The 23,731-nt window shown below is 62.0% G+C and carries 24 protein-coding genes and 1 tRNA gene; 17 read left to right on the top strand and 8 right to left on the bottom strand.

Annotated elements, in window-relative coordinates:
* Positions 1–2 precede the first annotated feature (2 nt).
* Together F2P47_RS00895 and F2P47_RS00890 are read left to right on the top strand one after the other, a co-directional pair.
* Positions 3–608, top strand: a complete 606-nt coding sequence (locus F2P47_RS00895) for a hypothetical protein (protein ID WP_152214275.1) — start codon at positions 3–5, stop codon at positions 606–608.
* A 21-nt stretch (positions 609–629) separates the two neighbouring features.
* On the top strand, positions 630–869 hold the full coding sequence (locus F2P47_RS00890) for a hypothetical protein (protein WP_152214274.1): 240 nt from the start codon (positions 630–632) through the stop codon (positions 867–869).
* Between the two features lie 39 nt (positions 870–908).
* On the opposite strand, the gene F2P47_RS00885 is transcribed toward F2P47_RS00890, so the two are convergent.
* The 5 genes from F2P47_RS00885 to F2P47_RS00865 form a co-directional block, all read right to left on the bottom strand.
* Complete coding sequence (locus tag F2P47_RS00885; protein ID WP_152214273.1) at positions 909–2,153, bottom strand: hypothetical protein; 1,245 nt, start codon at positions 2,151–2,153, stop codon at positions 909–911.
* A gap of 30 nt (positions 2,154–2,183) precedes the next feature.
* A complete protein-coding gene (locus F2P47_RS00880; RefSeq protein ID WP_152214272.1) occupies positions 2,184–2,609 on the bottom strand; it encodes an ExbD/TolR family protein in 426 nt (141 codons plus the stop codon).
* A gap of 2 nt (positions 2,610–2,611) precedes the next feature.
* Positions 2,612–3,049 carry an ExbD/TolR family protein gene (locus F2P47_RS00875; protein WP_152214271.1) on the bottom strand — a complete coding sequence of 146 codons (438 nt, stop codon included), beginning with the start codon at positions 3,047–3,049 and terminating at the stop codon, positions 2,612–2,614.
* Positions 3,050–3,117: 68 nt separating this feature from the next.
* Positions 3,118–3,999 carry a MotA/TolQ/ExbB proton channel family protein gene (locus tag F2P47_RS18005; RefSeq protein WP_152214270.1) on the bottom strand — a complete coding sequence of 294 codons (882 nt, stop codon included), beginning with the start codon at positions 3,997–3,999 and terminating at the stop codon, positions 3,118–3,120.
* Between the two features lie 159 nt (positions 4,000–4,158).
* On the bottom strand, positions 4,159–4,779 hold the full coding sequence (locus tag F2P47_RS00865; protein ID WP_152214269.1) for an energy transducer TonB: 621 nt from the start codon (positions 4,777–4,779) through the stop codon (positions 4,159–4,161).
* Between the two features lie 261 nt (positions 4,780–5,040).
* Here F2P47_RS00865 and F2P47_RS00860 point away from each other — a divergent pair, with 261 nt between their 5' ends.
* Positions 5,041–6,834, top strand: coding sequence for an alkaline phosphatase D family protein (locus F2P47_RS00860; RefSeq protein WP_152214268.1), 1,794 nt, complete (start codon positions 5,041–5,043; stop codon positions 6,832–6,834).
* Positions 6,835–6,933: 99 nt separating this feature from the next.
* Here the strand turns inward: F2P47_RS00860 and F2P47_RS00855 are convergent, their stop codons facing one another.
* The gene (locus F2P47_RS00855) at positions 6,934–9,258 is read right to left on the bottom strand and encodes a TonB-dependent receptor (RefSeq protein WP_152214267.1); all 2,325 of its coding nucleotides are present in this window, start codon (positions 9,256–9,258) and stop codon (positions 6,934–6,936) included.
* A gap of 320 nt (positions 9,259–9,578) precedes the next feature.
* Here F2P47_RS00855 and F2P47_RS00850 point away from each other — a divergent pair, with 320 nt between their 5' ends.
* The 4 genes from F2P47_RS00850 to F2P47_RS00835 are packed head-to-tail and all read left to right on the top strand — an operon-like array spanning position 9,579 to position 13,424.
* The gene (locus tag F2P47_RS00850) at positions 9,579–10,727 is read left to right on the top strand and encodes an extracellular solute-binding protein (RefSeq protein ID WP_152214266.1); all 1,149 of its coding nucleotides are present in this window, start codon (positions 9,579–9,581) and stop codon (positions 10,725–10,727) included.
* On the top strand, positions 10,724–11,584 hold the full coding sequence (locus F2P47_RS00845) for an ABC transporter permease (protein ID WP_152214265.1): 861 nt from the start codon (positions 10,724–10,726) through the stop codon (positions 11,582–11,584). Before F2P47_RS00850 ends, F2P47_RS00845 begins: the two co-directional genes overlap by 4 nt.
* Positions 11,581–12,342: an ABC transporter permease gene (locus F2P47_RS00840; RefSeq protein ID WP_152214264.1), complete on the top strand. Its 762-nt coding sequence runs from the start codon at positions 11,581–11,583 to the stop codon at positions 12,340–12,342. The genes F2P47_RS00845 and F2P47_RS00840 overlap by 4 nt, the downstream gene beginning before the upstream one ends.
* Positions 12,342–13,424 (top strand): ABC transporter ATP-binding protein, encoded by a 1,083-nt coding sequence (locus F2P47_RS00835; RefSeq protein WP_152214263.1) that lies wholly within the window; start codon positions 12,342–12,344, stop codon positions 13,422–13,424. Before F2P47_RS00840 ends, F2P47_RS00835 begins: the two co-directional genes overlap by 1 nt.
* A gap of 158 nt (positions 13,425–13,582) precedes the next feature.
* On the opposite strand, the gene F2P47_RS00830 is transcribed toward F2P47_RS00835, so the two are convergent.
* A tRNA-Ala gene (locus F2P47_RS00830) sits at positions 13,583–13,658 on the bottom strand.
* Between the two features lie 120 nt (positions 13,659–13,778).
* Complete coding sequence (locus F2P47_RS00825) at positions 13,779–14,168, bottom strand: TIGR02300 family protein (RefSeq protein ID WP_152214262.1); 390 nt, start codon at positions 14,166–14,168, stop codon at positions 13,779–13,781.
* 202 nt (positions 14,169–14,370) lie between these two features.
* Between F2P47_RS00825 and aroA the strand changes: the two genes are divergently transcribed.
* The 10 genes from aroA (at position 14,371) to trpA (ending at position 23,718) form a co-directional block, all read left to right on the top strand.
* Positions 14,371–15,732, top strand: coding sequence for a 3-phosphoshikimate 1-carboxyvinyltransferase (gene aroA, locus F2P47_RS00820; RefSeq protein WP_152214261.1), 1,362 nt, complete (start codon positions 14,371–14,373; stop codon positions 15,730–15,732).
* 10 nt (positions 15,733–15,742) lie between these two features.
* On the top strand, positions 15,743–16,384 hold the full coding sequence (cmk, locus tag F2P47_RS00815; RefSeq protein WP_152214260.1) for a (d)CMP kinase: 642 nt from the start codon (positions 15,743–15,745) through the stop codon (positions 16,382–16,384).
* Between the two features lie 111 nt (positions 16,385–16,495).
* Complete coding sequence (rpsA, locus tag F2P47_RS00810) at positions 16,496–18,292, top strand: 30S ribosomal protein S1 (protein WP_152214259.1); 1,797 nt, start codon at positions 16,496–16,498, stop codon at positions 18,290–18,292.
* A 104-nt stretch (positions 18,293–18,396) separates the two neighbouring features.
* Positions 18,397–19,338 carry a signal peptide peptidase SppA gene (gene sppA, locus F2P47_RS00805; RefSeq protein ID WP_152214258.1) on the top strand — a complete coding sequence of 314 codons (942 nt, stop codon included), beginning with the start codon at positions 18,397–18,399 and terminating at the stop codon, positions 19,336–19,338.
* A gap of 110 nt (positions 19,339–19,448) precedes the next feature.
* Positions 19,449–19,787 carry an integration host factor subunit beta gene (gene ihfB / locus F2P47_RS00800; RefSeq protein ID WP_152214257.1) on the top strand — a complete coding sequence of 113 codons (339 nt, stop codon included), beginning with the start codon at positions 19,449–19,451 and terminating at the stop codon, positions 19,785–19,787.
* 52 nt (positions 19,788–19,839) lie between these two features.
* Positions 19,840–20,136: a LapA family protein gene (locus F2P47_RS00795; RefSeq protein ID WP_185680878.1), complete on the top strand. Its 297-nt coding sequence runs from the start codon at positions 19,840–19,842 to the stop codon at positions 20,134–20,136.
* Positions 20,137–20,226: 90 nt separating this feature from the next.
* A complete protein-coding gene (gene pyrF, locus F2P47_RS00790) occupies positions 20,227–20,931 on the top strand; it encodes an orotidine-5'-phosphate decarboxylase (protein WP_152214255.1) in 705 nt (234 codons plus the stop codon).
* Position 20,932: 1 nt separating this feature from the next.
* On the top strand, positions 20,933–21,595 hold the full coding sequence (locus F2P47_RS00785) for a phosphoribosylanthranilate isomerase (RefSeq protein ID WP_152214254.1): 663 nt from the start codon (positions 20,933–20,935) through the stop codon (positions 21,593–21,595).
* Positions 21,596–21,661: 66 nt separating this feature from the next.
* Positions 21,662–22,882, top strand: a complete 1,221-nt coding sequence (trpB, locus tag F2P47_RS00780; RefSeq protein ID WP_246176669.1) for a tryptophan synthase subunit beta — start codon at positions 21,662–21,664, stop codon at positions 22,880–22,882.
* The gene (trpA, locus tag F2P47_RS00775) at positions 22,879–23,718 is read left to right on the top strand and encodes a tryptophan synthase subunit alpha (protein ID WP_152214253.1); all 840 of its coding nucleotides are present in this window, start codon (positions 22,879–22,881) and stop codon (positions 23,716–23,718) included. The genes trpB and trpA overlap by 4 nt, the downstream gene beginning before the upstream one ends.
* The last annotated feature ends 13 nt before the right edge of the window (positions 23,719–23,731 follow it).

The raw sequence follows: 23,731 nt of genomic DNA, 5'->3' as shown, positions 1-23,731 counted from the left end.
GCATGTACGAATACCGGCTCGCCGTCATTCCCAATCTGGCGATCGACCTCATCAACCTGCCACTCTGCGGACTGGTAACGCCCGAACAGGTCGTGCTCCGGACCATCGCGCTCGCGCAGCTTTCGATTTGTGCCTCGATCTGGTTCATCCGCCAACGACTTTTCGGCGAGAACGACGTGCTTGTGCTGGTGGCACCTGCATTGTTCCTCAATCTCCTCACCACCATGGGCTACGTCAACTCTCTGGTCGGAATCGCAATCCTGTTCTGGATGTTGCTCTTCCTGGTGTCGCGACCACGGGCAGGCTGGCTGACCTGTCTCGCGATCGGCACGCTCGTTGGCACGGCGCTCTTCTTCGCATACCTCTTCGCGCTGATGTTTGCGATGATAGCCATGTTCGGCTGGTTCTGGCGCAACTGGTTCGCGGGCATGGGGCTGAAAGGTGGTGCGCGGGCAGGGCTGAACACCATCGGTATGTTCATGGTGCCGCTGATCCTTGTGCTGATTGCGGACACTCACCGTCGCACCATTGATGCGCGGCCCGCCTCTCGCCTTGCTCGCTGCCAGCATATTGCTGCCCGGCAGGCTGCTCGACGCCACCGACATTGACGCGCGCGTGTTGGCGTCCCGATGAGTCCCGACATTGCCCGCCGGACCTTCGATGCGCCCGCACCGGAGCGGCTGGCGCTGATGGGACTGCGCCACATTGAATACACGAGCGCATGGGGCAGTCACTTCCCTTACGTCGTATATTTCCATTTCGGCACGGCACCGAATTTCGATCCCGCGCGGCTGCGCGTGCTGACGCAAGGGAGCTTCTTCTCGGTTCTGGCGCCGAAAGATGACGCGGCCATGCATTCAGGCCATTAATTCGTATACGGCTTTTACGCGATGCACGAGAGACATCCATCATCCCTTCGCGACAAGGGCCCAGATGCTAGCAAGTGGAGCAATTTTCGCGTCCGTTATGCCATCAAAAATCTTTCGAGCGGACGCATGATCGCCCTCGGCGAGGATTGCCTGACCGAGATGGAGGCGCGCGAGGGCTCCTCCCGCAAAGTTCGAAGCGAGCGCATCCTTGTATAGCGCGATGGCCTTGTCGGTCTTGCCATAGGACGCATAGGCTTCGCCAAGCGCCGCCTTGGCGTCGGGCGTTCCAGCATTTGCGCCGAGCGTCGGCTCGTCCTGCGCCGCCTGGCTTTTCGCCATTGCCAGAAGCCGTTGCTCGCGGCCCTTGTTCTGGCCGCCGAACACGCCACCGGCGAATCCCTTGTTCATGATGCTTTCGGCTTCGCCGGGTAGGCCAAGCTGAATCGCGAGCTGCGCCATCTCCATATAGTCGTCGGCGCTCTTCAACATTCCCGCAGCAAGCTTCAGTCGGAAAATTTCCAGGCTCATACGGTTGGAGCGACCAAGGTCGGCAGCGACGAGATTGAGGAGATCGCCGAAATAGGCGGGCTTGGGATAGAAGGCCAGCAGTTCCGTCAACGCCTCACGCTGCCCGCTCTTGTCGCTCTTCTTGAATGCTGAAGAAAGCCAGAGCTGCAGGACCGTTTCGTCAGGCTTCCCGCCTGCGGCCTTCGCCGTCGCAACGAGCGACTTCGCTTCGGCCTGAGCTTTTACATAATCGCCCTGCAGATAGAGTGACTGAACGACGAGCTTGCGGAGTTCGGGATCAGTACCCGCTTCCTTCTGAAAGGCCTGCGCGAAGGCGACAGCCTTTCCGTAATTCTTCACCGAATAGTTGAGCTGCGCCAGCGTCTTCAGCCGCTGCGGACGATCATTCGCAGGCACCTCTCCGGTTGCAAGCGCAGCCTCGCCGGCTGCCGCGGCGGCGGCATAATCCTTGAGGTTCACATTGAGGAAGAGCAGGAAATCGTCAACGACAAAGCTCTCATAGGCGGTCTTGCCGGAAATGCCGCCCGCCTCCTGCACCTTCTTCAAGGCTGCCTGATACTTGCCCGCGCCTGCAAGATCCTGAGCCTCTTTCAGGGGCTTGCCCACAGCGGCGCCAATGGCCTGCTCGGCAGCCAGCGCGGTGGTCGCGCCGAAAATACCCATCGACGACGAGAGAGGCGACAGCGCCGTGGCGGCTACCAACGTGTACACAAACAGTGCGGTACCAAGCTGGTTCTTCATCCTGAACTCCCGCATCAGATTCTCTCCTGTCTCACACGCGCCGTCTCAATCCATATACTGTTCGTTGCCGACAAAGCCGATGTGGTCGACGCCGAGCCGCTGCGCGGCAGCAAGCACCTTTGCCACATAGTCGTATTTGACCAACCGGTTGGGCTTCAGATGGATTTCCGGCTGGGGATCCTGAGCGGCGGCGGCCTTGAGATACTCGTCGAGCTGCCCCGTATTCGGGACCGCGATCCCGTTCCAGAACACTGTGCCGTCGAAGTCGACCTCAAGATCGACGACCTGCGGCTCCACCACGGGCGGCGGCGCATTCAGGTTTTGTGGCATGTCGAGCTTCACGGCCTGCGTTTGAAGCGGAATCGTGATGATGAGCATCACGAGCAGAACGAGCATCACGTCGATCAACGGTGTCGTGTTGATCTCCATCATCACGTCGTCGTCGCTGCCACCGCCAATGTTCATCGCCATGATTACATCGTCCCCTGCTGGCCGCGATCCGGCTCGGTGATAAAGCCCACTTTCAGGATGCCCGCGCGCTGACAGTCGACGATCAATGTACCAAGGAATTCAAAGCGCGCTTCCTTGTCGCCACGCACCTGAATCTCGGGCTGCGGCTCTTTCACGGCCACGGCCTTGAGCTTCTCCAGAAGGACCGCCTTGTCCGGCAGACGGCTCGCATTCCAGTAATAGTTGCCGTCCGCATCGACCGCGATCGTGATATTTTCCGGCTTGGTCACATTGGCCTGGCTATTCGCCTTGGGCAGCGAAACCGGCGCCGTCTGGATTGCGACGGGAATGGTGATCAGGAAGATGATCAGCAGGACCAGCATCACGTCGACAAGCGGCGTCGTGTTGATCGCCGACATCACCTCATCCTCGGCGTCGGACGAGCCTATATTCATCGCCATCTGGACAACTCCTCACTCGACATCCGCAACGCAAAAGGCGCGGGATGGGCTCCCGCGCCTCGTCGCCCTCAGGCCCTCGTCAGAATGCGCGCCTCGACCTCGATCGCGAAACGCCGCGCCTGCTCCAGCGCCGCCTTGTTACGGCGGATGAGGATGTTGTAACCAAGCACAGCCGGAACGGCGACGGCGAGACCGATTGCCGTCATGATGAGCGCTTCACCCACGGGACCTGCGACCTTGTCGATCGAGGCCTGACCAGCCACACCGATCGCGATCAGCGCGTGATAGATGCCCCAGACGGTTCCGAAGAGGCCGATGAAAGGGGCCGTCGAGCCGACAGTTGCGAGGAAGGCAAGCCCGCCCTGGAGCTTCGAAGCGATGCTGTCGATCGCGCGGTTGAGGGCCTGTCCCGTCCAATCGACGAGACTCACCTCGCTGGCCAACCCGCGGGAATGCCGCTCGACAGCGGCGATGCCTTCTTCCGCGACAGCGCGGAAGGCCGACGACTTTGCCAGACCCTCCGTTCCTTCCTTGAGACCGGCGACCTGCGCGAACCGCTTGCGCGCCGCATTGCCGGAGGAGAAGAAGGCGCGCTGTTCGAAGAGTTTGGTGATGAGGATGTACCAGCTTCCGAACGACATCAGAGCGAGGATAGCCAGGGTCGTTCTCGCCACGAGATCACCCTGCCCCCACAGCGCCGAAAGACCGTAAGGGTTCGCCTCGGGCGCCGTTGCGCTCTGCGTCAACGGACCTTCGGCTGCCGGCGCCGACGCACCGCCTTCCGCGGCGGGCGCTGTATCGGGCGCGGCCACGGATGCAGATGTCGCCGCATCGGCAGCAGGCGCCGAGAGCGCGGCCGGAGCCGCATCTTCGGCTGCGCGTGCCGGCGCCGGAGCGAAGGAGCCCGACATCGCGAGGACGCAAGCGGAGGCAAGTACGAAAGCCTTCATTCCGATTTTCCTCGACGACAAGACAGGATGCGCGTCGATCGGGCGCGAAAGAACTCGGATATTCATGGGTCGTTCCCCAAATTGGATGCTCAGCACATGCGGCGCGTTGCCCGCCGCAACTACAGACGGCCGAGGGAACGCCCCTCGGAAAAAATCGGATCAGGTCGTCAGGCGGAAAGCCACTGCGACGCGATGCCAGCTCGGAACGGCAACGCCACCATGCATTGCCGGCAGGAAACGCCATGACTTGAGCGCCTCGTCGACAGCTGCCTTGTCGAGCTTCGCAAAGCCGCTCGACTGGTCGACTCTGGCTTCCTGCACACTGCCATCCGCTTTCACATAGAGAAGAAGAACCACTCTTCCCTGCTCTCCCATGCGCCGCGACGAAGCTGGATAGGGCGGCTGGCGATTGGGATGCTGCGGATCGCTGCGCGGAGCTGTATCCGGCATGGCAGGTTGCGTCGGCGCGGCCACTTTCGACTGCACCGCCGTGATCGCCTTGGATGGCGTCGCAGGCGGCGGCAAGTTGATATGGATTTCAGGCGCCGGCACGAAGGGCGGCGGCGGCTTGTCCAGCGCCGGAGGCGGGGGCGGCGGCGGCTCGTCCTGCTTCGCAGGCGGCGTGTCGATGATCTTGGCCATAATCGGGCCCTGCACCGCTTCGACGACCTTCGCGCCCAATCCGTTCGCCAGCGCCCAGATCAACGCGACATGTAGCAATGCGACGGCGGAGAAACCGACAAGACGCCCGGACCCTTTCCGCTCTTCGAAATACGACATTCCACCAATACTGTTTCTTGGTCATTTCCAGCGCGGTCGTCTTTCACAGCCGCGCGCCTTCCCTATCCGAACCATGCGTCGCTTGCGTGACAACGAATGCGGCTGTGCAGAAATATTTTTCATTGGTTTGAATCTCTTGCTCGCGTGATGCTCGCACGGTCGATGTCACGCGAACTTCATCGCAGAGGACTATTCGAAGCGGAACCGGCGCCTGATGCGCCTGTCTCGTCTTTAAAGATGTTTTCTCACCGGAGTTCATTCATGCAGATCGATCGTCGTCGCGCGCTGGCGCTATTGGCATTGGGAACCACCGCGCCTTCCGTCGCCTTCGCCAAGGAAGCTGTCTTTCACGGACAGGCGAGTTTCGATCACGGCGTGGCCAGCGGCGATCCATTGCAGGACCGCGTCATACTCTGGACCCGCATTACGCCTGCGTCACAAGCCGACGGCATTCCGGTGAAATGGGTCGTCGCCAAGGACGCTCATTTCAAGGAACTCGTAACGCAAGGCGTCTTTCACACGAATGCCGGACGTGACTTTACGGTGAAGGTCGATGTCGCCGGCCTCGCACCGGGCCATGACTATTATTATCGCTTTCAGTGCGGAAAGACCGTCTCGCCGGCCGGACGAGCGCGGACCCTGCCGCAGGGCAGCGTGAAGGATGTCGTCCTGGCCTTCGTCACCTGCTCGCTCTATCCCAATGGCTATTTCAACGCCTATGACCATATCGCTCAACGCGACCGCGTTGATGCGGTGGTCGCGCTCGGCGACTACATTTACGAATATGGCGCGGGCGAGGATGACTACGGCATGCAGAACGGGCGCAAGCTGGGGCGCATTCCCGAGCCGCCGCATGAAATGGTGACGCTCGCCGATTACCGGATGCGCCATGCGCTCTACAAGCGCGACAAGGACCTCCAGGCTGCCCATGCACGGTGCCCATGGATCTGCGTCTGGGACGATCATGAGATCGCGAATGACAGCTGGGTCGGCGGCGCGCAGAACCACCAGCCGAAGGCGGAAGGCCCGTGGCTGGCCCGTGAGGGCGCGGCGCTGAAGGCTTACTATGAATGGATGCCGATCCGTGAACCGGAACCCGGCCACGCCTTCGAAGCGATCAATCGCTCTTTCCGCTTCGGCGATCTTGCCGATCTCATCATGGTCGAGACCCGGCTCGTCGCCCGCTCCTATCAGCTCGAATATGGCCGCGCCGGCGACATTCCTCTCGCCGTCTATGAAGGCGATACACCCTCGACACGCAAACGCGTCACCGAAAAAGATATCATCGCCAAGGTGCTGAAGGCCGTCGGTGGCGGCGGCAAGGCGCCCGCGCCCTATGTCGTCGGTCCCGATCCCGAGGCACTCCAGACCGTCCTCGCCAATCCGGAGCGGCAAATGATGGGCGTACGCCAGGAACAATGGCTCGCCCAGACGCTTGCGGCTTCCACCGCCGCTGGACGGACATGGCAGGTCCTCGGCAATCAGGTGGTGATGGCGCGCACCGTTGCGCCCAATCTGGTCAAGACCATGGGCGCCGAGGCAGTCGCCAAGGTTCTCGACGCGCTGCCCGCGGCCTTCCGTCCCAAGGCGCAGGAATATGTCGATCTCTACACCTATGACGTGCCCTATGACCTTGATGGTTGGGACGGCTATCCGGCGGCACGCGAACGCGTCTACGACGCGATCAAGGCCGCCGGCGGAAACGCCATCGTCCTTTCCGGCGACAGTCATGCCTTCTGGACGAACGAACTTCACGATGCGAGCGGCACATATGTCGCCGCCGAGTTCGGCACCAGCTCGATCACGAGCCCGGCGGAAGAAGACTATCTCCCCGGACTCGAATTCGGACGAGCCTTCATGGAGCAGAACAAGGAAGTGCTGTTCTGCAGCCAGCGCGACAAGGGCTACATCCTGCTGACGCTGACGCGCGAGGAAGCGAAAGCGGAATATGTCTCCGTCGAAATCATGACGAAGCCTTACAAGGCCACGCCGCTCGCCAATTTCCGCGTGACCCCGGTCGCCGGTTTCGCGCCGAGCAAGATCGAGAAGATCTAAGTCTCCCGCGGCAGAAAAAGAAAAGGCGTCGCCGTTGGCGACGCCTTTTTTGTTGGCGGGCGAATGCCGCGGCGCGTTGAACGCCGCGGCATGGCCGGATCAGAACTGCTTCGTCAGCGTGACGAAGACCTGACGCGGCGCGCCCGGCAGAAGCGTCTGCATCGTGCCGCTCGGATCCGAGTTGGCAAAGCCGCCCGAACCGATCGTCGAGATATACTTCTTGTCGAAGATATTGGTCGCATTGAGCTGGATCGAAGCGCCTTCGGCGAGATCGCTACCGTGGAAGCGGTAACCGAGCGTCGCGTCGAACACCGTCTGGCTCGGAACGGTGATGTCGTTCGTGTAGGTGTAGTAGCGCTCGCTCATGTAGGACATGCCGAGGCTGCCGAAGACGGTATCGTCGTCATAGCCCAGCTGAGCCTTGAGGAGGTGCTTCGGCGTGTCGACCGTGGTCTTGCCCGCCGTGTGGGTAATGTTGTTGAGCGCGTCGACGACATCGCCATCATAGGTCGAGTCGTTATAGGCATAAGAACCGAACAGCGACCAGTTCTCGATGAAGTGCCAGGTACCGGCAGCTTCAAAGCCGTTCGACGTTACGCCGCCGACATTCTGGATACCAGAGGCATATCCGAGGATCGGGCTTCCGACCTGAACGGACAGAAGGCGATTCTTGAACTTCACATGATAGAGCGCGAGCACGCCTTCGAACTTGGGTACGTGGAAGCGATAGCCAAGCTCATAGGTATCTGAAGTTTCCGGCTGCAGCGTGTCCTTGGTCGCGTCGAACGCCGTCTGGCTTACGCCGAAATTGCCGGAGTTAAAGGCGCGCGCATTCTTCGTGTAGTCCGCGAACACTTCACTCCAGTCGTTCAAGGTATAGTTCACACCGGCCTGCGGCAGGAACTTCTTGTCGGTGGTGAGTTCGCCTCTGGAAACGCTGGCCGGATAGTAGACGACCGGCTTGCCTGCAATATCGACCTTCATCGACTTGAAGCCGAAATTGACCTTCAACGGGTCGATGATCTGCCACGTGTCCTGCAGGTGGAAGACGCGGGTCTTCGTCGTATAGTCCGATTCCCACTGCGTATAGAACGGGTCGGACTGGAAGCTCAGGCTGTCGCGGTTCGTACCATCGACATTCAGGCCATAGAACCGGCGCGCGTTGTTGAAGTCGTTGTGCTCGTACCAGAGGCCGCCCTCGATCTCATGCGTGTCGAGCTTCCAGCTCAGCGAAGAAACAACTCCGCCGCGGTTGATGTTGTATTCGGTCGTGCGGACCGAGATCGGCGCGCCGCCCGGCGTCGGAACGGCGGGCGTCCACCAGAGGCCCTGCCCCTCGTTGTGATGTCCGTAACCGGTGACCTTGAGATGCACGTTGCTGGTGATGTCCCAATCGGCCGTCAGACCGCCAAGCGTATCCTTACGAAGGCCGGACGCATTGTAGTATGCGTCCCACGGGCTCGTGTAGGGCGCAGGAAAGCTGGTCCCCGCACTCGGCCAGGGAAGCGGATCGCTGTTGGAAAGGGCGACGAGGTTCTGGTAGACCTCCGCGAGCTGGACCGCAGTGCCCCAATTGTCGCTGATATTGTCGTTATTCCACCCGAGACGGCCAAGCGCTTCGAAAGACTGGTCCTGGTAGTCATTTTCGCGGCGGTTGGAATAATTCAGGAAGCCGGTCAGCTTGAAATCCTCGCCGAAGGGCTGGATGAATTTCGAGTTGACCTGGTCCTGACGCTGGACGCCGTCGCCCTTCCACTTGTCGGCATATTGACGACCGTAGCTGATAAAGGCCTTGCCGCCACCGGGCAGCAGACCGGTATCGACGCGCATGAATTCGTGGTTCGTGTTGTTGCTGCCATAGGTGCCCGAAACGAGAACACCCAATTCGTCTTTCGGGTCGCTCGATTTGAACTGCAGCGTACCGCCAAGGTTGGACGTCGACGCGGTGCCGAGCGCGCCGGCGCCCTGCGCGAGTTCGATCGAACCGATATTCTCCGACGAAATGGCGCGGCTGATGTGAAGGCCGTTGTTGTTCGCATAGGACATGTCGCCGAGCGGCACGTCGTCGAGAGTGAAGCCGAGCTGGTTCTGGTTGAAGCCACGAACCGTGATTCGCGTCGACCACTCGTACGAACCGAACGGATCGGCGGACTGGAAGTTGACGCTCGGAAGCTTCGCGACGACCTTAAGCGGGCTGGTGCCCGGCGCCGCAAGCGCGATGTCGTCCTGACTGACAGTCTGGACCTGACGCGCTTCGCCCTTGCCGTAGACGACGATTTCTTCGGGCTGCGCCACCGCGGCCTCAGCGGCCAGCTCTTTCTCGCTCTTTTTCTTCGTCACCTCAGTCGTGTCCTGCGCGAAGGCAAACGAGGTGGTGCAGAGCGCGGCGAACGCCACGCCCAGCAATAGACGGTTTCTCAACATGGAACCCCCAATGTTACTCGCGCCAACTTACTCAGCGCATCAATGGGGAGTTTGGTTACCAATGCTCAATGACAAATCTGCTTCTCGGGCGTGACTGATCCGTGACTGCAAACGATTTTTGATCAACCAAACAGAAAAGGCACAACCTCAAACTACTTTCCATCCCGCCTATGCGCCGGGGTTAGCGGTCATCTCTCATCGCAAGAAATCCAGATGCATGGGAATTTCGTTTGCGCGCGAATCAGACTGCAACCGTCACGGATTTGTCGTCACGCGGGTGTTATCAGGTGCTCGCAATTTCATTTCCTGCGAGACCGACCATGCGCGATCGTGCAATCCGCCAACGTCCCGACCTTCATCGGAGAGATTTTTTGCGTCTTGGCGCTGGCGCAGCGAGCGCGGCTCTTGGGTCGGCGGCGCTTCCCATCTTTGCCGGACACGCCTTCGCCGCAGAACCCGCTTCCGCAGAAGCGCTCGTCGAAGCTGCGCGCAAAGAGAAGTTTCTCAACACGATTGCCCTGGCGCCCGATTGGGCCAACTACGCCAACATTATCCAACGCTTCGAAAAGAAATACGGACTCGACGTCAGGAGCGCGTCGCCGGAGGCAACGTCGGCGCAAGAACTTCAGGCTGTCCGTTCTCTGAAGCGCCAGGAGCGCGCACCGGACGTTCTCGACCTCGGCCAGCCCTTCGCTCTTGCCGGCGCCCGTGACGGCCTTCTCGCGCCATATAAAGTCGCAACATGGGAAACCATCCCCTCCGACATGAAGGACGCGACAGGTCTCTGGTACGCCGACTATTTCGGCATCGTTTCCTTCGGCGTGAACCTCTCGGCTGTGAAGGTCGCGCCGAAAAGCTGGTCGGATCTCAAGAAGCCGGAATTCAGGGGCATGATCGCGCTCAACGGCAGTCCGCTGGGCGCGGGCGCGGCCTTTGCGGGTGTTTTTGCCGCGGCGCTGGCCAATGGCGGTTCACTGGACGACATCGCGCCCGGCGTCTCCTTTTTTGCGGAGCTTGCGGCGAGCGGAAATTTCACACCGGTGGCGGCGACCCCGGCAAGCCTCACCTCCGGGCAAACGCCGATCGTCATCAACTGGGACTACCTCAACCTCGCCCAGACGAAGAAGTCGAGCGGCCTCACCGATGTGACGACGATCATCCCCAACGATGCGGCCCCCTTCGGCAACTACTATTGCCAGGCGCTCAGCGCATTTGCACCGCATCCCTCGGCGGCGCGTCTATGGATGGAGTTTATCTATTCGGATGAAGGCCAGCTTCTCTTCCTCGAAGGCTTCGCACATCCCGTGCGCTTTGCCGACCTGATGAGCCGCAGCGTGATCCCCGAAGCGCTCCTCGCCCAGATGCCTTCCGCCGAAGCCTACAAATCGGTGCGCTTTCCGACCATCAAGCAGACGACGGGGGCGCAGAAGATTCTCGCTGCGGAATGGGCCCGGCAGGTTCGGACATGAGGAGATCGTCCGGGCAAGGTTGGCGGAGCCTCGTCCTGCCCGCCATTTTCATCGGGCCGCTGATCCTTTTCGTCCTGTCTTTCCTCATCTTGCCGGCGTTGCAACTTCTTCTCTCCGCCTTCAGCGACGAGACTGGCCACTTCACACTCAGCTATCTGGAAGGACTGGCCGATAGCGGCGCGGCTTTTGAAAATTCCATCCTGCTTTCCGGCGCGTCGGCGCTGCTCGGTACGATTGTGGGCGGCATTACCGCCTATCTCGTCTGCAGCGGAGAGAACTCGGCGCGCTCCTTCGTCAGAGCGTTCAGCGCTGTCGCGGCCAACTTTGCCGGTGTGCCGCTCGCCTTCGCTTTCGTCGCTACACTCGGAAGTCTCGGCATGATCACGCTGTGGTTCAAGCAGGCCGGGCTCGACATCTATCGTCTCGGCTTCAGTCTCTACGGACTGCCCGGCCTCATACTGGTCTATGCCTATTTCCAGATTCCGCTGATGCTCATCGTCATCACGCCCGCCATCGAAGGTTTGCGCAAGGAGTGGCGCGAGGCGGCGGAGGGGCTCGGCGCAACGCCGCTCCAATATTGGCGCATGGTCGGCCTGCCGATTCTGATGCCGTCACTCGCGTCTGCCTTCGTTCTTCTTTTCGGCAATGCATTTTCGGCCTATGCGACACCCTATGCGCTCACATCAGGCGCGCTGTCGCTTGTTCCCATCGAGATCAGCAACGTCCTTTCCGGCAATGTGATGCTCGCGCCACAGACCGGCGCCGCGCTGGCCATCGGCATGATCGTCGTCATGGGCCTCGTCATGCTTTTCCACCTGCTCGCATCGCGGCGGCTCAAGCGGTGGACAGGCCGATGAGGGTCGGACGTAAAATCTTTCTTGGGCTGGTAGGCCTCTATTTCGCCATTCCGCTTGTCGCGACGGGCGTCTTCAGCCTGTGGCAGGGGGGCAATCGCTACGGCTTCGATGGCTATGCTGCGCTTCTCCACCAGGATGAACTCTGGTCGAGCCTTCTTCTCTCATTCGAGCTGGCCGTCGAGACCGTACTTCTGAGCCTGGCCATTCTCGTGCCCGCCATCTTCTGGATGCACCTGAAGCTACCGCGCCTGAAAGCCTTCTTCGACGTTATCTCCGCGCTGCCCTTTGTCATTCCGCCTATCGTTCTGGTGGCGGGCATGTCGGCGTTCTACAAGGGGCCGGAATGGCTCGTGTCGACACCACACTACCTGGTCATTCCCTATGTGGTCATGGCGTTGCCCTATACCTACCGTACGCTCGATGTCGGCCTGGGCGCGCTGGATATCAAGACATTGAGCGAGGCCGCGCAAAGCCTCGGTGCGGGTTGGGGCACACTGATCTTCCGGGTCATCCTTCCCAATCTCACAACCGCGCTCGTCGGCGCCGCGCTTCTTACCATCGCCATCGCGATGGGCGAATTCACATTCGCCAACATTCTTCTCTTCAAAACTTTTGCCGTCTTCATCGCCTTCATTGGCCAGAGCTACCCGACGGAAGCGGCGGCGCTGACATTGTTGAGCTTCCTCATCACATGGGCGGCCATGATGGGAGTGCTGCTCAGCGGGCGGGAACGCGCAGAAATTGGCGGAACACGTTGATGAGCTATCTCGAGATCGAAGACCTCTCCAAGCGCTATGGCAACCGCAACATTCTGAATAATGTTTCCCTGTCCATCGGACGCGGTGAATTTCTGTCGCTGCTCGGGCCGTCGGGCTGCGGAAAGACAACGCTGCTCAGAATCATCGCCGGCTTCGAAACCGCAGACGCGGGCCGCCTGTCACTGGAATCACGGGAGATCACGCCGGTTGCCGCCGCCCAGCGCGGCATGGGCATGGTGTTTCAGGCCTACAGCCTCTTTCCGAACATGACCGCGCTCGACAATGTGCGGTTCGGCCTGCGCATTCGCAAACTCGCCGCGAAGGAACAGCTTTCCCGCGCAAAGGACATGCTTGCGCTGGTCGGCCTTGCCGATCACATGCAGAAATTTCCGGCCCAAATGTCCGGCGGGCAACAGCAACGCGTGGCACTGGCGCGCGCGCTCGCCATCCGGCCCGCGCTACTGCTGCTCGACGAACCTCTCTCGGCACTCGACGCCCAGGTTCGCGTGCAGCTTCGCGACGAGATCAGGAACATTCAGCGCGAGGCCGGCGTCGCGACAATATTCGTAACCCACGATCAGGAAGAGGCGCTTTCCATCTCCGATCGCGTCGCCGTAATGCATGACGGATCTGTGGTCCAGATCGGAAGCCCTGCGGAGATTTATGGAGCACCGGCAGATATCTTCGTTGCCCGCTTCATCGGCAGCTCTACCGAATTTGACGGAGTGGTCGTTGGAAACAACGCTGTGAAGATCGGTGGCACCGTTGTCCCCGCCCGTCAGGCGGAAGGTTTGTCAGAGGGTGCTGCTGTGCGCGTTCTGGTTCGCCCGGAAAGCGTGCAACTCAACGCCGCCGATTCCAATTCAGGCTCCGCTCTCGCCGGTCATGTCATCTCAGAAACTTTCTTCGGCGCGACGACCCAGATCAGAATCGGACTCGCGGAGGGCGGCAGCCTCATCGCCACCCTGCCGACGATCGAGGCTACAAAATTTCCGTCTATGACCCCCGTCAGCGCCTCCTGGACGCCCGATGCACCACACCTCTTCATCAAGGATGGCCGTAAGGTCACCAGCGCTTCATGAGTGACCTGCCGCGCTGACAAATCCGCCGTACAGATGCACTCATGCACAAGAGGCCGTGGGCGGCCCCTCGTTGCGTGGCGTCATCATGCATTGAAAGCACGAGAATGACGCTCATTTCCGGAGCCGGCCTGCAGGACTCAAATTAGCTGGGAAAGATTTGGTGGAGCCAGGCGGAATCGAACCGCCGACCTCTTGCATGCCATGCAAGCGCTCTCCCAACTGAGCTATGGCCCCGCCGATTTCATGCAGGAGATTGGGCTCCCCCGCAGCGGTGGCGGAACTTAGGGCGCGTTTTCGTCAGGATCAAGCACAAAGATTGATCAAAACGATCGCGCCCCTCGCGCCGCGTGATTTTTATTCGTCGTCCTCGCCGACGCCACGGATGATGCCCGAAACGTCGTCTTCCTCGTCCTCATCGTCAGGCAGGAAGGCATCGTCTTCGGCGTCGTCCTCGATCTCTTCGCCGATATCCTCAAGGATATCGTCGCCCAGATCCTCGGCGGCCAGCTCCTCGTCGCGCATCGCGTCGAGCGAGACATTATCCTCGTCATCGGCGACCACGACAGGGCGGGGCGCCTTTTCCTTCGGCTTTTCGACGGGCTTTACGCGCTTCGCCTTCGCACCTGAATCCGGCACGAATTCATGTTTGCACTTGGGGCAAACGGCGGGGCTCTTGTTCAGATCGTAAAACTTCGCGCCGCAGCTCGGGCAATCGCGCTTCGTTCCCAACTCCGGTTTCGACAAGTTTTAATCTCCTCGAGGCATCGGCGCCTTGCGGCCCACTTCGCCAAGTCCTCCCCCACCCTTGTCGGTGGAGGTCTGCCCAACGGATTTTCCCATTGCCACGTTAAGTTGCTCCTGTCAAAACCTATTCGCGTACGCCACGCAGCGTTCGCCTGGTTCCCGCGTCGCGCCGGAACACCCTTTCCGGAAGACCCTAAGGGATATGACCGTGGCCCACCCGTCCCAAAACTCCACATCGAGCCTTTCCGCAGAGCCCTCCCACGCGCTGACGGGCCATTTGCGCGTGCCCGGAGACAAGTCGATTTCCCACCGTGCGCTCATTTTCGGCGCCCTGACGGTTGGTGAAACCAAGATCACCGGCCTTCTGGAAGGCGAGGACGTGCTCGCGACCGCCGAAATCATGCGCCGCCTCGGTGCGGAAGTGACGCGGACCGGCGAGGGCGCATGGAGCGTCCGGGGCGTCGGCGTGGGCGCCCTGCGCGAACCGTCGCAGCCGCTCGATTTCGGCAATTCGGGCACCGGCGCACGACTCATCATGGGGCTCGTGGCGGGCCATCCGATCACGGCGACCTTCATCGGCGACGCCTCGCTTTCGCGCCGCCCCATGGGCCGCGTCATCACGCCGCTGAGCCAGATGGGCGCTGTCTTCCATGCCCCGGAGGGCGGGAAGCTACCGCTGACGCTCACAGGTGCGCGCGAAGCCCTTCCCATCACCTATCGCTCGCCCGTCGCCTCCGCGCAGGTCAAGTCGGCGGTGCTGCTGGCGGGCCTCAACGCGCGGGGCGTCACCACGGTGATCGAGCCCGTGCCGACCCGCGACCATACGGAGCGGATGCTTCGGGCCTTCGGCGCCCATGTCGAAACCGAGACGCTGCCCGACGGCGCGCTCGCCATCCACCTGACGGGGCAGCCTGAACTGCACCCCTGCCCCATCGTCGTGCCCGGCGATCCGTCATCCGCTGCCTTTCCGGTCGTCGCGGCGCTCATCGTGCCGGGCTCCGAAATCGTGGTCGAAGGCATTACGCTCAATCCGCACCGCGCGGGCCTCTACACGACGCTCATCGAAATGGGCGGCGACATTGAGGTCATGAATCAGCGCGAGGAAGGCGGCGAGCCCGTCGCCGATCTGCGCGTCCGCGCGAGCCAGCTCCACGGCATTGAAGTGCCGCCGGAACGCGCCGCCTCCATGATCGATGAATATCCGGTGCTTGCCATTGCGGCATCTTTCGCATCCGGCCAGACAATCATGCGCGGCATTCACGAGTTGCGCGTCAAGGAAAGCGACCGCATCGCCGCGACGGCGGCGGGCTTGCGGCTCAACGGCATCAAGGTTCACGAGACCGAGGATTCGATGACGGTCGACGGGCGCGAGGGCCATGTCGATGGCGGCGGCCACGTCGTCACCCATATGGACCACCGAATCGCCATGTCCTTCCTCGTCATGGGGCTGGCGGCGCACAAGCCCGTGACCGTCGACGACGCATCAATGATTGCAACGAGCTTCCCGAACTTCATCCCGCTGATGCGCGAACTCGGCGCGATCTTCGTGGGTCACAGCCAATGAGCAGGGCCCAGTGAGCTTCGTCGTCGCGATCGACGGTCCCGCCGCCTCCGGCAAGGGAACGCTGGCGCGCAGGCTCGCCAGACATTATGGCTTTGCCTATCTGGACACGGGCTCCCTCTACCGGGCCGTAGGGCAGGCGGTGCGGGATGCGGGCAGCGACCCGGCCGACGAGACGGCGGCGCTCGCCGCCGCCCGAGCGCTCGACATCAACCGGATCAACGAAAAGGCCATCCGGACACGAGAAGCGGGTGAAGCCGCTTCGCTTGTCGCGGTCATGGCCCCTGTCCGGGCGGCCATCCTCGACTTCCAGCGCGATTTCGCAGCAAACCCGCCAGGTGGCCAGAAGGGCGCCGTCCTGGACGGCCGGGACATCGGCACGGTCGTGTGTCCCGACGCCAACGTAAAACTCTTTGTGACGGCAAGCCCCGAGGTCCGGGCCCATAGGCGCTGGCTTGAGCTCAAGGGCTCGGGGTCCGCCGTCTCCGAGGCACAAGTCCTTGAAGATACGAGGGAAAGAGACGCGCGGGACGCCGGCCGGGCAGCCAGCCCCATGAAGCAGGCCGCCGACGCGCACTTGCTCGACACCACCAATTTGAGTATAGAAGCGGCGTTCGGCGAAGCCGTCCGGATCATCGACAAGTCAATGAGTTAAGCGCGCTATCCGCTTTTTGCGGGGCGGGTTTGCACATTGGCTATTCGGCGTTTCTGCGGTCGCTGCCGGCGAAACTATTTTTGCAACCTCTAACCGCCTGCCTACATCCACATGCTCCCGGGCGCTCACGACCCAGGGGGAAGACCGCCGGACACAACCGTCGGCCGGATAAAAGCATCGATCAGGAGACTGAACACATTGACTAACACCTCAGCGCTCAATCCGACGCGCGACGATTTTGCCGCCCTCCTCGAAGAGTCTTACAGCTTCAACGACATGCAGGAAGGCGCGGTCATCAAGGGCCGCATCGTTGGCATCGAAAACGATCTCGCCATCATCGACGTGGGCCTCAAGACCGAAGGCCGCGTCGCTCTCAAGGAATTCGCGACTCCCGGCCGCGCCGCCAACGTTCAGGTCGGCGACACCGTGGAAGTCTATCTCGAGCGTATCGAGAACTCCGCCGGCGAAGCCGTGCTCAGCCGTGAAAAGGCGAAGCGCGAAGAGAGCTGGATCCGCCTCGAAGTCGCCTTCGAGAAGCAGGAACGCGTCGAAGGCCAGATCTTCGGCCGCGTGAAGGGCGGCTTCACCGTCGATCTCGACGGCGCCGTTGCCTTCCTCCCCGGCAGCCAGGTCGATATCCGCCCCGTGCGCGACGTCACCCCGCTGATGAACATTCCGCAGCCCTTCCAGATCCTCAAGATGGACAAGCGCCGCGGCAACATCGTCGTCTCGCGCCGCGCCGTCCTCGAAGAGACCCGCGCCGAGCAGCGTCAGGAACTCGTCGAGAACCTCAAGGAAGGCCAGGTGCTGGAAGGCGTCGTCAAGAACATCACCGATTACGGTGCGTTCGTTGACCTCGGCGGCGTCGACGGCCTGCTCCATGTGACCGATATCGCATGGCGCCGCGTCAACCACCCGACGGAAGTTCTCTCGATCGGCCAGACCGTGAAGGTCCAGGTGATCAAGGTGAACCAGGAAACCCAGCGTATCTCGCTCGGCATGAAGCAGCTCGAGGCCGATCCGTGGGAAGGCGTTTCCGCGAAGTATCCGATCGGTGCGAAGCTCAAGGGCCGTGTTACGAACATCACCGATTACGGCGCGTTCGTTGAGCTCGAGCCGGGCGTCGAAGGCCTCGTCCACGTCTCCGAGATGAGCTGGACGAAGAAGAACGTGCACCCCGGCAAGATCGTTTCGACCTCGCAGGAAGTCGAAGTGATGGTGCTGGAAGTCGATCCGGTGAAGCGTCGCATCTCGCTTGGTCTCAAGCAGTGCCTCGACAATCCGTGGATGAGCTTCGCTGAGAAGTTCCCGGTCGGCACGATCGTCGAAGGCGAGATCAAGAACATCACCGAGTTCGGTCTGTTCATCGGTCTCGACACGGATGTCGACGGCATGGTCCACATGTCCGACCTCGACTGGAACAAGTCGGGCGAGGAAGCCATGCAGGCCTATCAGAAGGGCCAGATCGTCAAGGCCGTCGTTCTCGACGTCGACACCGAGAAAGAGCGTATCTCGCTCGGCATCAAGCAGCTCAGCGGCGATCCGATGGAAAGCCTCGGCGATGCGATCCGCAAGGGCGCGGTCGTCACCTGCACGGTGACGGGCGTGACCGAGAACGGTCTCGAAGTCACGGTCGGCGCGGAGGCGATGCCCGCCTTCATCCGTCGCGCCGAACTCTCGCGCGATCGTTCGGAACAGCGCCCTGAGCGTTTCGCCGTCGGCGACAAGATCGACGCCCGCGTGACGCAGTTCGACCGCGCCGCGCGCAAGATGACCCTCTCGGTCAAAGCGCTCGAAATCGCGGAAGAGAAGGAAGCCGTCGCTCAGTACGGCTCGTCCGACTCGGGCGCGTCGCTCGGCGACATTCTTGGTGCCGCCCTCCGTGGCGCCCAGGACGACAAGAAGTAAGCGTACCGTCCGGGCCGGCTCCGGCCGGCCCCGTTCGGCTCGCTCATGACGCGGAAGTGCATTTGGTCTAGGCTCAGACAAATAGCTTGTCCGGAGAAAGCCCAGTGTCCTTCGACGCAGATGCAATCACGGACAGGCGGCGCCTCAAGCGCCGCCTGTTTTTTTGGCGCTTCGCCGCCGTCGTCGCCGTGGCCGTCGCGATCCTCGCTGCCATAGGCACGACGCGCTTTCATCACACGCAGATCGCGCGGGTGGAAATCACCGGCATCATCACCGACGACCGCGACATGCAGAAGCTCCTGAAGGAGCTTGGCGACGATCGCGCTGTGAAGGCGGTCATCCTCTCCATCGACAGCCCCGGTGGCACGACCACGGGCGCGGAAGCGCTCTATATCGGGGTCCGCCAGCTCGCCGCAAAAAAACCTGTCGTCGCGACGCTCGGCACCGTCGCGGCATCGGGCGGCTATATCGCCGCGCTCTCCGCCGACCACATCGTCGCCCGCGGCAATACGCTGACTGGCTCGATCGGTGTCCTCTTCGAGTGGCCCCAATTCGCAGGCCTCATGGAGAAGCTCGGCATCGAGGTGCAGTCGGTGAAATCGGCGCCACTCAAGGCAGAACCCGCGCCCTATCACAAGCCCAGCCCGGAAGCGCTGGCCGCGACACGCGACCTCGTCGTCTCCTCCTATGACTGGTTTCTCGGCCTCGTGCAGGAACGCCGCAAGCTCGACGCAGCGACGGCGAAGAAACTCGGCGACGGCCGCGTCTATACGGGCTGGCAAGCCGTCCAGAACAAGCTGGTCGACGAAATCGGTGGCGAGGACGAAGCGGTCAAGTGGCTGACCACCATGCGCAAGGTTCCGACGGGCCTTCCGGTCGAAGATTGGGCGCCGGAGCGCGAGGATGAGGGTTATGGCTCCTTCGCGGGTCAGGCCGCAGGCACGGCGCTTGCGGCGGGAATCGAAGCGCTGGCCGGAAAAACGCTGCAAACAAAAAGACTTACCCTTGACGGGCTGACCAGCGTTTGGCACCCTGACGCCCGTTGAACGATGAGTTTCATGCTGCCTGGGGGGCAGGCGAGGGCGCAGAGACATGACGCTCCGGCCATTCCCTCAAAAAAGGCCAGAGGCGGCACCCAGCCCGGACGCGCAGAGACATGATCAAATCCGAACTCGTCGCCCGCCTCGCTCAGGCGAATCCTCATCTCTACCAGCGAGATGTGGAGCGGATCGTTTCCACGATTTTCGACGAGATCAGCGCTGCGCTGGCGCGTGGAGATCGGGTGGAGCTTCGCGGCTTCGGCGCCTTTTCGGTGAAAAGCCGTCCGGCCCGCACGGGACGGAACCCGCGCACAGGCGCACCCGTTCATGTCGATGAGAAATTCGTGCCCTTCTTCAAGACGGGCAAGGAACTGCGCGAACGCCTCAACAACGCCGACATCCCGGAAGGCAAGCTGCTCGCCGCCGAGGAAGGCGATGAGGACGACGAGGATTGATATCCTCGCCTCTCTCCCTTTGTGGGAGAGGCCTTTTTAAAGGATAGAGCCATTGAGCCTGCTCCGCTGGATCGTCCTGCCGCCAGTCGCGCTGATCGTGATCGCGCTCGCCGTCGCCAACCGGCACGTCGTGAGCTTCAGCCTCGACCCTTTCAACGCGCAGGCCCCCGCCCTCAGCCTCGAAATACCGCTGGCAGCCATCGTGCTGATCTCGCTCTTCATCGGCATCCTGATTGGCGGCTTTGCGGCCTGGAGCCAGGCGAAAATCAAGATCGCCCGCCGCAAGGCGCCGCCGCCTATGGGACGGGCCAAAAGCACCCCGACCAACCTCCCCGCTGCGACGCTCTGAGCGCTTTGCGGCGGCGTTTCGCCACGGGTCCGGCGGTGCTATAAACCGCGCGAACCTGGCCAAAGCCCGACTCCGGCCAAAGGAGCCCCGATGAGCGTGATCCCGAACCCCATTTTCTGCGCCCTCGACACGGTGGACGAGGCCCATGCCGCCTCGCTCGCGCGCGGGCTCAAGGGCACGGTCGGCGGGGTGAAGCTTGGCATGGAGTTCTTCAATGCGCAGGGCCCGCAGGGATATCGTGCCGTCGCGGAAGCGGGCGTGCCGATCTTTCTCGACCTCAAGCTCCACGACATCCCGAACACCGTCGCAGGCGGCATTCGCGCGACGCTGCCGCTGAAGCCCGCCATCGTGAATGTCCATGCGGCGGGCGGGCTCGCCATGATGCGGGCTGCCGCCGACGCTGCAAAGGAAGCAGGCGATGCGCGTCCGCTCGTCATCGCAGTCACGGTGCTGACGAGCCTCGATCAATCGGATCTCGCCGCCACAGGCGTTGCCGGCACCCCCGCCGATCATGTACTGCGCCTCGCCCATCTTGCGGCGAAAGCGGGCCTCGACGGCGTCGTTTGCTCCGCGCATGAGATCGAGCGGCTGCGTGCCGAACTTGGCCGTGACTTCAAGCTCATCGTACCGGGCATCCGGCCCACGGGCAGCGATATCGGCGACCAGAAGCGCATCATGACGCCGCCGGAGGCGCTGGCGCTCGGCGCCGACATTCTCGTCATCGGACGCCCCATCACGGGCGCAACCAATCCGCGTGAGGCGGCCGAGGCGATCAGCGCCTCGCTCGCGGCCTGATATGACCGACGCCCTCGCACAGGTCAGGGTCAAGATCTGCGGCCTGTCCACGCCGGAGACGGTGAAGGCCGCCGTGGAGGCCGGGGCCGATTATCTTGGCTTCGTCTTCTTCGCCAAAAGTCCGCGCAACATTCCAACGCTTTACGCTGCGGAACTCGCCGAGCTTGTGCCGCCCCATGTACTGAAAGTAGCACTCACGGTGGATGCCGACGACGCAACGCTCGACCGCATCGTCGCGGCGTTGAAGCCGGACATGCTGCAACTCCACGGGAGCGAAAGCCCCGAACGGCTCGTCGAACTGAAATCCCGTTTCGGCCTGACGCTGATGAAGGCAATCGCCGTTTCCGAGCCGGAAGACCTAACGGGATCAGACATTTACCGTGATACAGCCGATTTGTTGCTGTTCGATGCCAAACCGCCTAAATCTATGCAGAGTGCGCTGCCCGGCGGGAACGGCCTTGTCTTCGACTGGTCGCTGATCGCCGGACACAGGCCCGAAATGCCCTGGATGCTCTCAGGTGGATTAACGGCGGAAAATGTCGGCGAAGCGATCCGTATCAGCGGCGCGGAAGCAGTCGATGTCTCTTCCGGCGTTGAGGACGCGCCGGGCCAGAAGAGTCCGAAGCTGATCGCGGAATTCATTCGCGCCGCCAAGTCCGTTTGACCTCCGGCGTCGTATCGACGCGGTGATGCTAGAAGTCGTTTCTACGTGTTGATGAAAGAAAAAAACGTGAGCGCGAGTTCGAAAGTCAATTCCTACAGAGCTGGTCCCGATGAGCGCGGACGCTTCGGCATTTTCGGCGGACGTTTCGTCGCCGAGACGCTGATGCCGCTGATCCTCGACCTCGAAAAAGCCTATGACGAGGCGAAGAACGATCCGGAGTTCCACGCGGAGCTCACGCATCTCAATACGCATTATGCCGGCCGCCCGAGCCCGCTCTATTTTGCGGAACGCCTGACCGAGCATCTCGGCGGCGCGAAGATCTATTTCAAGCGCGAAGAGCTCAACCATACCGGCTCGCACAAGATCAACAACTGCCTTGGGCAGATCCAGCTCGCGCGCCGCATGGGCAAGACTCGCATCATCGCGGAGACGGGCGCGGGCCAGCATGGCGTGGCGACGGCAACCGTCTGCGCGCGCTTCGGCCTCCCTTGCGTGGTCTACATGGGCGCGACCGACGTCGAGCGTCAGAAACCCAACGTCTTTCGCATGAAGCTTCTCGGCGCCGAAGTCGTACCGGTGACCTCCGGCTCGGGCACGCTCAAGGACGCGATGAACGAAGCGCTGCGCGACTGGGTGACGAATGTCGAGGATACCTATTACCTGATCGGCACCGTCGCAGGCCCGCATCCCTATCCCGCCATGGTGCGCGATTTCCAGTCAGTGATCGGCACGGAGACGAAGAAGCAGATTCTCGAGATGGAAGGCCGCCTGCCCGACACGCTCGTCGCCTGCGTCGGCGGCGGCTCCAACGCCATGGGCCTCTTCCATCCCTTCCTCGACGACAGCGGCGTCGAGATCGTCGGCGTCGAAGCGGGCGGTCACGGCATCGAGACGGGCGAGCATTCCGCCTCGATCCTCGGCGGTAGCCCCGGTGTGCTGCACGGCAACCGCACCTATCTCCTGCAAAACGATGACGGCCAGATCCTCGAAGGCCATTCGATTTCGGCGGGCCTCGACTATCCGGGCATCGGGCCGGAACATTCCTGGCTCAGCGATATCGGCCGCGTGAAGTATGTCGCCGCGACGGACAAGGAGGCGCTCACCGCCTTCCAGCTCTGCTCCAAGGTCGAAGGCATCATTCCGGCGCTCGAACCCGCGCATGCGCTGGCGCATGTGACGAAGCTCGCGCCGACCCTGCCCAAGGATCACATCATCGTCGTCTGCCTTTCGGGCCGCGGCGACAAGGACGTGTTCTCTGTGGCCGAATATCTGGGGGTGAAGCTGTGAGCACACGTCTCGACAAGCGTTTCGCGACGCTCAAATCCGAAGGCCGTCCCGCCTTCGTCACTTTCATCACGGCGAACGATCCCGATTTCGATTTCTCGCTCGAACTGCTGAAAGGCCTGCCGGGCGCGGGCTCCGACGTGATCGAACTCGGCATGCCCTTCACCGATCCGATGGCCGACGGCCCGGCGATCCAGGCTTCTTCGCAGCGCGCGCTCAAAGGCGGCGCGACGATGAAGAGGACGCTCGAACTCGTGCGCGCCTTCCGGGACGCCGACAACGCCACGCCGATCGTGCTGATGGGTTACTACAACCCGATCTATCACATGGGCGTAACGAAATTCCTCGAAGCGGCAACCGCTGCCGGGGTCGACGGGCTGATCGTGGTCGATCTACCACCGGAAGAAGACGACGAGCTGTGCGTACCTGCGCTTGAAGCGGGCCTCAATTTCATTCGCCTTGCAACGCCAACGACCGACGACAAGCGGCTTCCCGCCGTTCTCGCGAACACTTCGGGCTTTGTCTATTACGTCTCGATCACCGGCATTACGGGTTCGGCCACCCCGGACACGGGCAAGGTTGCCTCCGCCGTCGAGCGCATCAAACGGCACACCTCGCTACCCGTCGCGGTTGGCTTCGGCATCAAGACACCGGAACAGGCCCACGCCATTGCGGGCGCCGCGGACGGCGCCGTCATCGGGTCCGCCATCGTCAGCGCGATTGCCGACGAACTCAACGCAAACGGAAAACCAAAGGTGGGCGCCGCGGCGCGCGTGCTGACGCAGGTTCGCGCATTGGCCGACGGCGTTCACAGCGCCCGCGCCAAAGCAGCGGAATGAACGGAGAGACCCC

It is taken from the genome of Parvibaculum sedimenti (assembly GCF_009184905.1).
GTDB lineage: Bacteria > Pseudomonadota > Alphaproteobacteria > Parvibaculales > Parvibaculaceae > Parvibaculum > Parvibaculum sedimenti.
The sequence above is the reverse complement of the archived record's forward strand: the minus strand, read 5'-3'. Positions and strand labels throughout refer to the sequence as shown.